The sequence below is a fragment of the Streptococcus mitis genome, assembly GCF_946188375.1.
GTDB lineage: Bacteria > Bacillota > Bacilli > Lactobacillales > Streptococcaceae > Streptococcus > Streptococcus mitis_CX.
In genome coordinates, this window is the sequence record NZ_CAMHUS010000006.1 from 85,003 (window position 1) to 98,144 (window position 13,142).

17 protein-coding genes and 2 pseudogenes are annotated in these 13,142 nt (G+C 41.7%); 5 read left to right on the forward strand and 14 right to left on the reverse strand.

Annotation, left to right across the window (positions count from 1 at the left end):
- The 5 genes and pseudogenes from N8M16_RS06870 to nusB all read left to right on the forward strand — a co-directional run bounded on the left by N8M16_RS06870 (nt 1) and on the right by nusB (nt 2,313).
- Nucleotides 1-396: a hypothetical protein gene (locus tag N8M16_RS06870; protein ID WP_001032001.1), complete on the forward strand. Its 396-nt coding sequence runs from the start codon at nt 1-3 to the stop codon at nt 394-396.
- A gap of 108 nt (nt 397-504) precedes the next feature.
- Nucleotides 505-798 (forward strand): annotated as a pseudogene (locus N8M16_RS06875) (glutamyl-tRNA amidotransferase); the annotation flags it as partial.
- Nucleotides 799-929: 131 nt separating this feature from the next.
- Nucleotides 930-1,490, forward strand: a complete 561-nt coding sequence (gene efp, locus N8M16_RS06880) for an elongation factor P (RefSeq protein WP_000568643.1) — start codon at nt 930-932, stop codon at nt 1,488-1,490.
- A 21-nt stretch (nt 1,491-1,511) separates the two neighbouring features.
- Nucleotides 1,512-1,901 (forward strand): Asp23/Gls24 family envelope stress response protein, encoded by a 390-nt coding sequence (locus N8M16_RS06885; RefSeq protein WP_020902992.1) that lies wholly within the window; start codon nt 1,512-1,514, stop codon nt 1,899-1,901.
- Nucleotides 1,894-2,313: a transcription antitermination factor NusB gene (gene nusB, locus N8M16_RS06890; RefSeq protein ID WP_000203637.1), complete on the forward strand. Its 420-nt coding sequence runs from the start codon at nt 1,894-1,896 to the stop codon at nt 2,311-2,313. Before N8M16_RS06885 ends, nusB begins: the two co-directional genes overlap by 8 nt.
- A 52-nt stretch (nt 2,314-2,365) precedes the next feature.
- Here nusB and N8M16_RS06895 read toward each other — a convergent pair.
- The 14 genes and pseudogenes from N8M16_RS06895 to fabT form a co-directional block, all read right to left on the reverse strand.
- Nucleotides 2,366-3,092 (reverse strand): annotated as a pseudogene (locus tag N8M16_RS06895) (lysostaphin resistance A-like protein).
- A gap of 18 nt (nt 3,093-3,110) precedes the next feature.
- Complete coding sequence (locus N8M16_RS10285) at nt 3,111-3,317, reverse strand: hypothetical protein (RefSeq protein WP_033682759.1); 207 nt, start codon at nt 3,315-3,317, stop codon at nt 3,111-3,113.
- A gap of 132 nt (nt 3,318-3,449) precedes the next feature.
- Nucleotides 3,450-4,217 (reverse strand): acetyl-CoA carboxylase carboxyl transferase subunit alpha, encoded by a 768-nt coding sequence (locus tag N8M16_RS06900; protein WP_153199178.1) that lies wholly within the window; start codon nt 4,215-4,217, stop codon nt 3,450-3,452.
- Nucleotides 4,214-5,080, reverse strand: a complete 867-nt coding sequence (gene accD, locus N8M16_RS06905) for an acetyl-CoA carboxylase, carboxyltransferase subunit beta (protein ID WP_261069878.1) — start codon at nt 5,078-5,080, stop codon at nt 4,214-4,216. The genes N8M16_RS06900 and accD overlap by 4 nt, the downstream gene beginning before the upstream one ends.
- 36 nt (nt 5,081-5,116) lie before the next feature.
- The gene (gene accC / locus N8M16_RS06910) at nt 5,117-6,484 is read right to left on the reverse strand and encodes an acetyl-CoA carboxylase biotin carboxylase subunit (RefSeq protein WP_261069879.1); all 1,368 of its coding nucleotides are present in this window, start codon (nt 6,482-6,484) and stop codon (nt 5,117-5,119) included.
- A gap of 11 nt (nt 6,485-6,495) precedes the next feature.
- Nucleotides 6,496-6,918 (reverse strand): 3-hydroxyacyl-ACP dehydratase FabZ, encoded by a 423-nt coding sequence (gene fabZ, locus N8M16_RS06915; protein WP_000565515.1) that lies wholly within the window; start codon nt 6,916-6,918, stop codon nt 6,496-6,498.
- On the reverse strand, nt 6,915-7,400 hold the full coding sequence (gene accB / locus N8M16_RS06920; RefSeq protein ID WP_261069880.1) for an acetyl-CoA carboxylase biotin carboxyl carrier protein: 486 nt from the start codon (nt 7,398-7,400) through the stop codon (nt 6,915-6,917). Before accB ends, fabZ begins: the two co-directional genes overlap by 4 nt.
- A 2-nt stretch (nt 7,401-7,402) precedes the next feature.
- Nucleotides 7,403-8,638, reverse strand: a complete 1,236-nt coding sequence (fabF, locus tag N8M16_RS06925; RefSeq protein WP_261069881.1) for a beta-ketoacyl-ACP synthase II — start codon at nt 8,636-8,638, stop codon at nt 7,403-7,405.
- 21 nt (nt 8,639-8,659) lie between these two features.
- Nucleotides 8,660-9,391: a 3-oxoacyl-[acyl-carrier-protein] reductase gene (gene fabG / locus N8M16_RS06930; RefSeq protein ID WP_001176197.1), complete on the reverse strand. Its 732-nt coding sequence runs from the start codon at nt 9,389-9,391 to the stop codon at nt 8,660-8,662.
- A 40-nt stretch (nt 9,392-9,431) separates the two neighbouring features.
- Nucleotides 9,432-10,355: an ACP S-malonyltransferase gene (fabD, locus tag N8M16_RS06935; RefSeq protein WP_261069882.1), complete on the reverse strand. Its 924-nt coding sequence runs from the start codon at nt 10,353-10,355 to the stop codon at nt 9,432-9,434.
- Entirely contained in the window at nt 10,348-11,322 is a 975-nt protein-coding gene (gene fabK / locus N8M16_RS06940) for an enoyl-[acyl-carrier-protein] reductase FabK (RefSeq protein WP_020901586.1), read from the reverse strand. The genes fabD and fabK overlap by 8 nt, the downstream gene beginning before the upstream one ends.
- 116 nt (nt 11,323-11,438) lie before the next feature.
- A complete protein-coding gene (locus tag N8M16_RS06945) occupies nt 11,439-11,663 on the reverse strand; it encodes an acyl carrier protein (RefSeq protein ID WP_000257838.1) in 225 nt (74 codons plus the stop codon).
- A 59-nt stretch (nt 11,664-11,722) separates the two neighbouring features.
- Nucleotides 11,723-12,697 (reverse strand): beta-ketoacyl-ACP synthase III, encoded by a 975-nt coding sequence (locus N8M16_RS06950; protein ID WP_261069883.1) that lies wholly within the window; start codon nt 12,695-12,697, stop codon nt 11,723-11,725.
- Complete coding sequence (gene fabT, locus N8M16_RS06955) at nt 12,697-13,131, reverse strand: fatty acid biosynthesis transcriptional regulator FabT (protein ID WP_049516235.1); 435 nt, start codon at nt 13,129-13,131, stop codon at nt 12,697-12,699. Before fabT ends, N8M16_RS06950 begins: the two co-directional genes overlap by 1 nt.
- Nucleotides 13,132-13,142: the final 11 nt, after the last annotated feature.

Below are 13,142 nucleotides of genomic sequence, written 5' to 3' on the forward strand. Positions count from 1 at the left end.
ATGAACAAATTTTTACGATTGCTATTTGTTTTAGTCATCATCGCTATGCTAGGCGCTTCTATACTACAAATTTTCTTTCCATCATACATGGGAAGTCACTCCGGGTACGGAATCTCAGCTGGTTGGCAACGAGAAATTGGAATATGGAACCTAGCTGTATTGATTCTTATTCTCGGTGTCAATATTAAGTACGATTGGTTCTATCTACGAATCGTGCTTCTCACTCTCATCTTCGGTGGTATCGGAATAGGAACAAATCACTTAGTCAATTTTATGGAGTATCATTCTCCTGTAAATGCTATCGGTGCTTTCGAAAATTACTTGCTAGCGACGGGGTGGATTGTAGGGTGGCTCATTGAACACCATTCCATAAAGAAGATAACTGCTAGTAAATAACGATAAGTATATCTTAGATGATTTTTAAAGGTTATAATATAGTTTAATAATCATTCAAATTAAGAAATCTACCTTTTCATTAGCCTCAATCCCATATCCTTCTTGAAGAGCTCAGCTACGACCAAGAAAGTCTTTGTCCACCTTGCTAAAAATGGCGGTGGCGCGCGTGAATACGTGGAAAAAGCAGGCATGGTTCAAATCACAGATCCAGATATCCTGATTCCAATCATCCACCAAGTCTTCGCCGATAACGAAGCCGCTGTTGCCGACTTCAAGTCAGGCAAACGTAACGCAGACAAGGCCTTCACAGGCTTCCTTATGAAAGCAACCAAAGGCCAAGCCAACCCACAAGTCGCCCTTAAACTTCTTGCTCAAGAATTAGCGAAGTTGAAAGAAGATTAACACATAAAAGAAACCAGCCCTGAGGTTGGTTTTTTTCGCCCCTACCATCTCCCAATAACTATTTAGACTTTATTTCCAGAAGATTTTATGGTAAAATGAAGAGTAATAATATTTATTAAAGAGGTAAAAACATGATTGAAGCAAGCAAATTGAAAGCTGGTATGACGTTTGAAACTGCAGACGGAAAATTGATCCGCGTTTTGGAAGCTAGCCACCACAAACCAGGTAAAGGGAACACAATCATGCGTATGAAATTACGTGATGTCCGTACTGGTTCTACTTTTGATACAAGCTACCGTCCAGAAGAAAAATTCGAACAAGCTATTATCGAAACTGTTCCAGCTCAATACTTGTACAAAATGGATGAAACTGCCTACTTCATGAACACTGAAACTTACGACCAATACGAAATCCCAGTCGTAAATGTTGAAAATGAATTGCTTTACATCCTTGAAAACTCTGATGTGAAAATCCAATTCTACGGAACTGAAGTAATCGGTGTAACTGTACCAACTACTGTTGAATTGACAGTTGCTGAAACACAACCATCTATCAAAGGTGCTACTGTTACAGGTTCTGGTAAACCAGCAACTATGGAAACTGGACTTGTTGTCAACGTTCCTGACTTCATCGAAGCTGGACAAAAATTGATCATCAACACTGCAGAAGGAACTTACGTTTCTCGTGCCTAATCTCTAGAAAGAGGTCATTCTATGGGAATTGAAGAACAATTTGGCGAAATCGTTATCGCTCCACGTGTACTTGAAAAAATCATTGCCATCGCAACTGCTAAAGTTGATGGTGTCCACTCATTTTCAAATAAATCCGTATCTGATACCCTATCAAAACTCTCTCTTGGTCGTGGCGTCTACTTAAAAGAAAGCAACGAAGAACTAACTGCTGACATCTACCTCTATCTTGAGTACGGTGTGAAAGTACCAAAAGTTGCTCTTGCTATTCAAAAAGCAGTCAAAGATGCTGTTCGTGATATGGCTGATGTGGAACTTTCTGCTGTCAACATCCATGTTGCAGGAATCGTTCCAGATAAAACACCAAAACCTGAGTTGAAAGATCTATTTAACGAGGACTTCCTCAATGACTAGTCCATTATTAGAATCTAGACGCGAACTTCGTAAATGCGCTTTTCAAGCTCTTATGAGCCTTGAATTCGGCACAGATATGGAAACAGCTTGTCACTTTGCCTACACGCATGACCGTGAAGATGCAGATGTGCAAATCCCTGCCTTTCTTCTGAACTTGGTTTCTGGCGTTCAAGCTCAAAAAGACGAGTTGGATAAACAAATCAACCAGCACCTCAAGTCAGGCTGGACAGTTGAACGCTTGACCTTGGTCGAAAAAAACTTACTACGCTTAGGTATCTTTGAAATCACATCATTTGATACACCTCAGCTGGTAGCAGTCAATGAAGCCATTGAACTTGCTAAAAATTTTTCAGATCAAAAATCAGCCCGCTTTATCAACGGACTGCTTAGTCAATTTGTAACTGAAGAATAGTAGATAGAAAACAGTGTTTGACAGATATCAAACACTGTTTTCTTTGCTTCCACTATCTTAAAAAGTGGTAATAGACATAATTATAAACAAAAATCCAGATGGGTTTTGCATAAATGAGAAAGTTAAAAAAACTATGGCACAAGATGGTGATTTTTAAGTTCTTTGTCCACCGATATACTAGGGCATAGAAGAGACCGCCTAAACTATAAATAATCAAACTGATAGGATCTCGGTGAGTTAGAATCAAATGACTAAGTCCAAAGATAAGAGCAGATAGAATAACATCCAGATAGTACTTGGACTGGTGGAAAAAGGTATTCATAAAATACCCTCTATGAATCAGTTCCTCCAATATAGGTGCGACAACTACTGTTAAAATAAAACTAAGAACAGTTGATAGAAAAGTTGGTTGTCCATTTGAATAAAGGATAGAAAGTAGCTTTTGAAAAATATACTTGTTATCAACTAAATAATGATACTGTAACTGAAAAAGCATCCACCAATTGACGATCAAAATAAGTAGCCACTAGACCAACTACAAGGTAAAAGAATCTTGACTTCTTTGAACCCTTTTTCTCAAAAATATAGAGCATCTCTTTCTTTTTGAGCCAGTAGATAAATAATAGCAAAAGAGCTGTTAATTCAACTGTTAAAAAGATAAAATAGCCATCTATCCCCCATCCTAAAAACTTAGTGATTTGCACTACCCCTAACTCTGGTAGATAAACCGATAGAAATACCAGTGATGTAAAGACTCCCAAATGCCCTAGTTTTTTCATACTTACCCCTTTAATTTATCAGTAGCCAATACCATTAGCACGTCTAGTCGCATGATTCAGTATTGTACTCGAGTCAGTTGCAATGCTATAAGCATAAGGCCAACTCCAATAATAATCATCAACCAACCAAATCATGCCACCACCTGAAGTTTCCTCTAAGTTCTCAGATGAAAGAACTGTAAATGTATCTGTACCTGTCCTATCAAGTACCTCCTTAAAATAAATTTTTGTAAGCTTACATCTACAGTATACATCTTTTTTATCTATTTTATAGTCCATCTCCTCAACTGTCAATTTTTCGGTCTGAACTGCATTTTTCTAAAAAAATGAGACCTTTCTAGCCTCATTTAGTCATTTTTAGTATTTTCTAAATCGTTGGTAACGTTCTTCCAACAACTCCTCGAACGTTTTTTGTGACAGTAAAGCTAGTTCCGTTTGGAGTTCTTTTTTGACACTCTTAATCAGTTCTTTACTAGAAAGTCCTGCTTCAGAAATCACCTTGTCCACCACGTCCATTTCTAACAGTTCATGCGAAGTGATTTTCATCAGTTCTGCCGCTTCCATGGCACGACTGCCATCTTTCCATAGAATGGAAGCAAAACCTTCTGGACTGAGAATGGCATAGATAGAATTTTCCAGCATCCAAACACGGTCTGCGACTGCTAGAGCCAGAGCCCCACCAGAACCACCTTCACCGATAATGATAGCAATAATAGGAACTTTCAAATCACTCATTTCCATGAGATTGCGAGCAATAGCTTCTCCCTGTCCGCGTTCTTCTGCTCCGACACCAGGATAGGCACCTGCTGTGTTGATAAAGGTCACTACTGGACGGCCAAACTTTTCAGCCTGTTTCATCAACCGTAGGGCCTTGCGGTAACCTTCTGGATGCGGTTGACCAAAATTCCGTTTAAGGTTATCTTGTAAACTCTTGCCTTTTTGGATACCAACCACTGTTACAGCTTGCTCTCCAAGCCAGCCAATACCACCAACAACTGCACCATCGTCACGAAAAGAACGGTCACCGTGTAATTGGATAAAGTCATCAAAAATGCCTGCAGCAAAGTCCAAGGTTGTCAAGCGACTCTGCTCACGCGCTTCTCTGACTATTTTTGCAATATTCATCTAGGACCCCCTCCGTGCAATCTGACTAGGCTTGCAATCGTATCTGGCAAATCTCTTCTTTTAACGATAGCATCCACAAAGCCATGCTCAAGTAGAAATTCTGCCTTTTGGAAATCCTCAGGCAAGCTTTCACGAACCGTGTTTTCAATCACACGACGCCCTGCAAAACCAACCAAACTCTGTGGTTCAGCCAGAATGATATCGCCTTCCATAGCGAAAGAAGCTGTCACACCACCAGTCGTTGGATCAGTCAAAATAGTCAGATAAAAGAGACCAGCATTTGAATGGCGTTTAACTGCTGCAGAAATCTTGGCCATCTGCATGAGACTCATGATTCCTTCCTGCATACGGGCCCCACCAGAGGCTGTGAAGAGAACAACTGGCAATTTTTCAACAGTCGCATACTCAAACAAACGAGTAATTTTTTCACCTACAACCGTACCCATAGATGCCATGATAAAGTTGGAATCCATAATACCAAGAGCCACAGTCTGACCTTTAATAAGAGCTGTTCCTGTCACAACGGCTTCATCCAGACCTGTTTTTTCACGCATAGTTGCTAGTTTCTTTTGATAACCAGGGAAATGCAAGGGATCCTTGCTTTCAATCCCTATAAACAATTCCTTGAAGGTTCCCATATCAATTGTCAAAGTCAAGCGTTCTTGGGCAGAAATACGAAAGGTGTAACTACAGTGCGGACAGATACGCTCACTTCCCAGATCCTTCTGATAAATGGTATGCTTACAGCCTGGGCACTGAGAGAATAATTCATCTGGAACCTCTGGCTTAGCTTGAGGTTTTTCCCTAACCGAACGATTGGGATTGATTCGAATATACTTATCTTTTTTACTAAATAGAGCCATTGATTCCCCTTTTCGGTTTAAACTCTTGAAATCATTTTATTCTTTTTCTTGATACTTGGGTAAGAAGGTTTCCATCAAGAAGGAAGTATCGTAATCTCCAGCAATGACATTACGATCTGAAATGAGGTCAAGCTGGAAATCTGCATTGGTCTGCACCCCTTCAATCTCTAATTCATAGAGGGCACGTTGCATTTTCATCAAGGCGTCAAAACGATTTTCGCCGTGAACGATGATTTTGGCAATCATACTATCATAATAGGGCGGAATGGTATAACCTGGATAAACTGCTGAATCCACGCGCAAGCCAACTCCACCACTCGGCAGATAGAGATTGGTAATCTTACCTGGACTTGGAGCAAAGTTAAAGTCTGGATTTTCTGCATTGATGCGACACTCGATGGCATGACCGCGTAGGACAATATCTTCTTGCTTAACAGACAAAGGCTGACCTGCCGCAATGCGAATTTGTTCCTTAACGATATCCACACCTGAAACAAACTCTGTTACTGGATGCTCTACTTGTACACGAGTATTCATTTCCATGAAATAGAAATTGCCACTGGCTTCATCAATAAGAAACTCAATAGTCCCTGCATTCTCATAGCCAACAGACTCCGCAGCTCGAACAGCCGCAGAACCAATTTCATGGCGCAGCGTTTTTCCGATTGCAATCGAAGGACTTTCTTCCAAAACCTTTTGGTTATTCCGTTGAAGAGAACAATCTCGTTCCCCCAAGTGAATCACATTTCCGTGTTCATCTCCTAGGATTTGAACCTCGATGTGACGAGCTGGATAGATAACCCGTTCAATGTACATGGCACCATTTCCATAATTGGCCTTGGCTTCACTAGAGGCAGTTTCAAAGGCGGAAACGAGGTCTTCTGGTTTTTCAACCTTACGAATCCCTTTACCACCTCCACCTGCTGAAGCCTTGAGCATAACAGGGTAGCCAATTTTTTCAGCAACAATCAAAGCTTCCTCAGAGTCATGCACTTCTCCATCTGAACCTGGAATGACTGGAACACCAGCTTTGATCATCTGAGCGCGCGCATTGATCTTATCCCCCATCATATCCATGACATGACCAGATGGGCCGATAAACTTGATCCCTACCTCTTCACACATGGTCGCAAATTTGGAATTTTCACTGAGAAAGCCAAAACCAGGGTGAATAGCTTCTGCCTCAGTCAAGACTGCCGCTGATAGAACCGCATTGATATTGAGATAAGACTCTGTTGCCTTACCAGGCCCGATACAAACAGCCTCATCTGCCAAAAGCGTATGAAGGGCTTCCTTATCAGCAGTTGAATAAACCGCCACCGTCGCAATCCCCAATTCACGCGCCGCACGGATAATACGAACCGCAATTTCACCACGATTGGCAATTAAAATTTTTCGAAACATGGAGAACCTCCTTAGTTCCCTATTGCAAAGGTAAGAGTACCACTAGCTGCAAGCTTGCCATCCACTTCAGCCTTTGCTTCAACCACGGCAATGGTCCCACGACGTTTTACAAAAGTCGCTGTCATAACCAATTGGTCACCTGGTACAACTTGCTTCTTGAACTTAACCTTGTCCATACCAGCGTAAAAGACTAGTTTACCTTTATTTTCAGGTTTTGATAACTCCAAGACACCAGCTGTTTGCGCCAAAGCTTCCATAATCAGAACACCTGGCATGACCGGGTATTGAGGAAAATGACCGTTAAAGAAGGGCTCATTGATGGTCACATTTTTGATAGCAACAATGGTATCCTCACTCACTTCCAAGACACGATCCACTAGGAGCATAGGATAACGGTGGGGAAGGGCTTCTTTGATTCCTTGAATATCGATCATTTGATACGTACCAATCCTTTACCAAACTCAACCATTTCTTCGTTAGAAACGAGAATTTCCGTTACCACACCATCCTTAGGAGCTGGGATTTCATTCATGACTTTCATGGCTTCGATAATTACCAATGTTTGGCCTTTTTTAACACTATCACCAACTGTTACAAAGGCAGGTTTATCTGGGCCAGCAGCCAAGTAAGCCACTCCAACAAGTGGACTCTCTACAAGATCTCCCTCAGCAGCTACACTTGCTTCAACTGAAGCAGGAACTTCTTCCACTACAGTTTCTACTGGAGCAGATGTAGGAGCTACTTGACTCGGTGTTGCTTGAACGGGTGCTGGAGCGACTTGAGTTGCAACTTCAGATACGAGTCTAGCCTCATTCTTGCTAAACTGTAACTCATCCGTCCCATTTTTATAAGAAAATTCTCTCAAACTTGACTGGTCAAATTGAGCCATCAAGTCTTTAATATCGTTTAAATTCATAGTTATTCATTCTCCCAACGTTTGAAAGCAAGAACTGCATTGTGGCCACCAAAACCAAAAGTATTTGAAATAGCGTATGGAATTTCTTGCTCCAAGCCTTGTCCATAAACGACATTGGCTTCGATATAATCTGATACTTCACTTGTTCCAGCTGTCATTGGTACAAAGTTATGACGCATAGCCTCGATTGTGACGATAGCTTCTACTGCACCTGCAGCCCCCAGCAAATGTCCTGTGAATGATTTGGTTGATGATACAGGTACTTCCTTACCAAGAACAGCCACGATCGCACCACTTTCTCCTTTTTCATTAGCAGGAGTTGACGTTCCGTGAGCATTGACATAGGCTACTTGCTCTGGAGAAATCTCAGCTTCTTCTAAGGCTAGTTTGATGGCCTTGATAGCTCCCTGACCTTCTGGATGTGGTGAAGTCATGTGGTAGGCATCACAAGTATTTCCGTAACCAACCACTTCAGCAAGGATAGTAGCGCCACGTTTTTCAGCGTGTTCAAGACTTTCAAGAACCAACATCCCAGAACCTTCACCCATGACAAAACCATTACGGTCCTTATCAAATGGAATGGAAGCACGAGTTGGGTCCTCTGTAGTAGAGAGAGCTGTTAGGGCTTGGAAACCAGCAATAGCAAAAGGTGTGATAGAGGCTTCTGAACCACCTACCAACATAACATCTTGGAAACCAAACTTAATTGAGCGGAAGGCATCCCCAATCGCGTCATTTGATGAAGCACAGGCAGTATTGATGGATTTACAAACACCGTTTGCTCCAAAACGCATAGCAACATTTCCTGAAGCCATATTTGGCAAGGCTTTTGGAAGGGTCAATGGTTTCACACGTTTTGGTCCTTTGTCATTTAGGCGAAGCACTTGATCTTCAATTTCCTTGATTCCACCAATACCAGAAGCCACAATAACACCAAAACGATCCTTGTCAAGAGCCTCTACATCCAGATTGGCATGGTTGACAGCCTCTTGGGCCGCATACAAGGCATACAAAGAGTAGTTATCAAAACGATTGGTATCTTTCTTTACAAAGTATTTATCAAAAGGAAAATCTTGGATTTCTGCTGCATTATGCACATCAAAGTCACTATGATCAAATTTTGTAATTGGACCAATTCCGATGTTTCCAGTCGTCAAACTATTCCAAAATTCTTCTGGTGTATTTCCGATTGGAGATGTTACTCCATAACCTGTTACTACTACGCGATTTAGTTTCATCTTTTTCACCTCTAGCTTCTGCTACATACTTAAGCCACCATCAATGGCAACCACTTGACCAGTTAGATAATCTTGGCCTGCTAAAAATACTGTCAAATCTGCAACCTGCTCTGCCTGCCCAAATTCTTTCATAGGAATTTGCGCCAGCATAGCATCTTTTACCTTGTCTGATAGAACAGCTGTCATATCGGACTCAATCATTCCAGGTGCAATAGCATTAACCCTGATATTGCGATTGGCCACTTCACGCGCCACAGACTTGGTAAAACCAATCAAGCCAGCCTTAGAAGCAGCATAGTTAGCTTGACCGATATTTCCCATCAAACCAACAACACTAGACATATTAATGATAGCACCTTCTCTGGCTTTCATCATCGGTTTCAAGACTGATTGTGTCATGTTAAAGGCACCAGTCAGGTTAACCTTGAGAACTTTTTCAAAATCCGCCTCTGTCATCTTGAGCATAAGGGTATCTTGGGTAATCCCTGCATTGTTGACCAAAACATCTACTGAACCCAGCTCTGCAATAGCTTGATCAACCATACGCTTAGCGTCTGCAAAATCTGATACATCTCCTGAAATGGGAACCACCTTGACACCATAGTTTGAAAACTCAGCGAGCAATTCTTCTGAGATTGCCCCACGACTGTTTAAAACAATATTGGCTCCTGCTTGAGCAAACTTGTGGGCTATGGCAAGACCAATCCCACGACTCGAACCTGTAATAAAGATATTTTTATTTTTTAGTTGCATTCTTTTCTCCTGTTTCCTCTTGTATTTATGGGAGAAGGGATTACTTGTTTTCTAGCAAGGCTTCCAAGCTCGCCTGATCTTCAACAGTGGCTAGTTTAGCCGTCTTATCAATTTTTTTAACAAATCCTGACAAGACTTTCCCCGGTCCAATCTCTATAAAGTTGGTTACGCCTGCTTCTTGCATAACTGCAATACTTTCATAGAAACGAACTGGTTCCTTGACCTGACGCGTCAAGAGTTGAGCAATGTCTTCTTTTTGCATCACAGTAGCTTCTGTATTGCCGACTAGGGGATAAGTAAAATCTGAAAAACTTACCTGAGCTAGAGTTTCAGCTAGTTTCTGGCTAGCAGGCTCAAGGAGAGCAGTATGAAAGGGACCTGATACCTTGAGAGGGATCAAGCGTTTGGCACCAACTTCCTGCAAGAGTTCTACAGCTCGATCAACTGCAACCACTTCTCCACCAATCACGATTTGTGCAGGTGTATTATAGTTGGCTGGGGTAACCACTCCAAGTTCAGAAGCTTTTTGACAGGCTTCCTCAATGTCCTCTACTGGCGTATTGAGAACTGCTACCATCTTACCAGAGCCAGCAGGAGCCGCTTCTTCCATATAGGCTCCACGCTTAGCAACCAAGGCAACAGCTTCTTCAAAATCCAAGGCACCGCTAGCCACCAAGGCAGAGTATTCTCCAAGAGACAAACCAGCAAGCATATCAGGCTGATAGCCCATTTCTTGTAATAAACGGTAAATAGCAACTGAAGTTGCTAAAATAGCTGGTTGCGTATAGCGGGTCTGATTGAGTTTTTCTTCTTCCCTATCAATAAGATGACGCAAATCATAACCGAGTACCTGACTTGCTTGATCAATCGTTTCTTTGACAATAGGGTAGTGATCATAGAGATCCCGTCCCATACCTAGATACTGGGCACCTTGACCAGCAAATAAAAAGGCTGTTTTAGTCATTTCTTACAACTCCTGCCCAACGAGAGGCTTCTTCTTGAATTTTCTTAGCTGCTCCGTAATACAAATCTTTTAGGATTTCTTCAACGGTTTCTTCTTTGGAAACAAGCCCTGCAATTTGACCTGCCATGACAGAGCCTCCATCCACATCTCCGTGAACAACCGCTTTGGCTAGTGCACCTGCTCCCATTTGTTCAAAAATTTCCAAATCTGGATTTTCTTGTTTAAAAGCATCTTTTTCAGCTTGTTCAAAATCACGAGTCAACTGATTTTTAATCGCACGAACAGCATGTCCAAAGTGTTGAGCTGAAATCGTAGTATCAATATCTCTAGCTTTTAAAATTTTCGCCTTATAATTTGGATGGGCATTAGACTCTTTTGCAACGACAAAGCGAGTTCCAACCTGAACAGCTTCTGCACCTAGCATAAAGCCAGCCGCAGCACCTTCACCATCCGCAATCCCTCCTGCAGCAATAACAGGAATAGATACAGCAGCAGCAACCTGGCGCACCAAGGTCATGGTTGTTAATTTACCGATATGCCCCCCAGCTTCCATTCCTTCTGCAATAACAGCGTCCGCACCGATTTTTTCCATGCGTTTAGCTAGGGCAACACTCGGTACAACAGGAATAACCGTAATACCAGCTTCATGGAAGCGTTCCATGTATTTGCTTGGATTTCCTGCGCCTGTTGTAACTACCTTAACCTCTTCCTCGATAACGAGGTCTACAATATCTTCCACAAAGGGAGACAAGAGCATGATGTTGACACCAAAGGGTTTATCCGTCAATGATTTGATTTTATCAATATTTGCCTTGACAACTTCTTTAGGAGCATTCCCCCCACCGATAATCCCTAGTCCTCCAGCCTTGGAAACAGCTCCTGCCAAATCACCATCAGCAACCCAGGCCATTCCTCCTTGGAAAATAGGATAATCAATGTTCAATAATTCTGTAATACGTGTTTTCATAGTGCCTCCATCGTTTCTTGCTTACGTAATAGTTCGATACCGTCATAATTTGACAATCAAACTATTGCCTAAACAAGAGGGAGCGGGTTTCCCTACTCCTTCTATTTGTATTCTGCTTATTTTGTTTGCTCTTCAACGTAGGCAACCAAGTCACCAACTGTTTTCAAGTCATCTTCTGCTTCGATTTGGATATCAAAAGCATCTTCGATTTCTGAGATTACTTGGAACAAGTCCAATGAATCTGCGTCTAAATCATCAAAAGTTGATTCAAGTGTTACTTCTGATGCGTCTTTTCCAAGTTCTTCAACGATAATTTCTTGTACTTTTTCAAATACTGCCATGATAGGACTCCTTTAAAATAAATAGTTTTTTTATAACAATGTGTTCACCACATGATTACCTAAATTGTAAGAATGAGCGTGCCCCAGGTCAAGCCTCCACCGAAGCCTGATAGAAGAACAGTCTGGCTACCGTCTAAACGGATGAGGCCTTGTTCTACACACTCTGAAAGTAAAATCGGGATACTGGCTGCACTGGTATTTCCATACTCCATCATATTTGCTGGAAGTTTAGCTCGGTCGACACCGATTTTTCTAGCCATCTTATCCAAGATACGGTCATTAGCCTGATGAAGTAGTAAATAATCCAAGTCTGTCGCCTCTATAGGAGACTCATCAATAGTCTGTTTGATAGACTTGGCTACATCTCTAATGGCAAAATCAAAGACTGCGCGTCCATCCATCTTCAAAAATGAATCTGCATTTTCTTGATCTGAAAATGGAGAATGCAAGCCTGAATGTCCATAGGTCAGACACTCACTGCGACTTCCATCGCTATTGAGACTATCAGCTAAGAAATGCTCTTGCTCGCTAGTTTCTAGCAAGACTCCACCAGCACCATCTCCAAACAACACAGCTGTTGATCGATCTGACCAATCAACTGCCTTAGAGAGGGTTTCACTACCAATCACTAAGCCTTTTTGAAAGCGACCAGAAGCGATAAACTTTTCAGCAGTTGAAAGAGCAAATACAAATCCACTGCAAGCCGCTGTTAGGTCAAAAGCAAAGGCCTTATTAGCACCAATATTAGCTTGAACACGAGCAGCTGTAGAGGGCATCATCGAATCTGGAGTAATAGTAGCTAGAATGATAAAATCCAGCTCTTCTCCTGTGATTCCAGCTTTTGCCATCAGTTTCTTAGCAACCTCTGTAGCCAAATCACTAGTAGATTCTGTTCTTGAAATATGCCTTTGACGTATTCCCGTCCGACTTGAAATCCACTCATCATTGGTATCCATAATCTGGGCCAAATCATGATTTGTAACCACTTGCTCTGGCACATAATGAGCAACCTGGCTTATTTTTGCAAAAGCCATTATCTCAAATCCTCCAAAAATTGATAAAGATTAGTCAAACCTTTGCTCATAATCTCAATTTCTTGCTTACTCATACCATCGATGATTTTTTCAACCATGGTCTTATGGAAGCGTTTATGTAGCCTATGAACCAAGCGACCTTTCTTTGTCAAATGCAGATGCACCACACGTCTATCATGTTCTGAACGAACGCGTTCAATGTAACCCTTGCGTTCGAGATTATTCAAACTAGTCGTAACTGTCCCAAGAGTCACCATCAACTCTTTTGACACTTGACTTGGTGTCACATCTGGGAATTTCCCAATCACATCAATCGTATGCATTTCTTTGATGGAGATATCTTTGAAACGACTACCCCTCAAGCTAACTTCCTCGATAACGAGGACATTATTAAATATAGATGTTAAATATTCATTAATTCGTTGGTAGTCCAATCTTTCCTTCC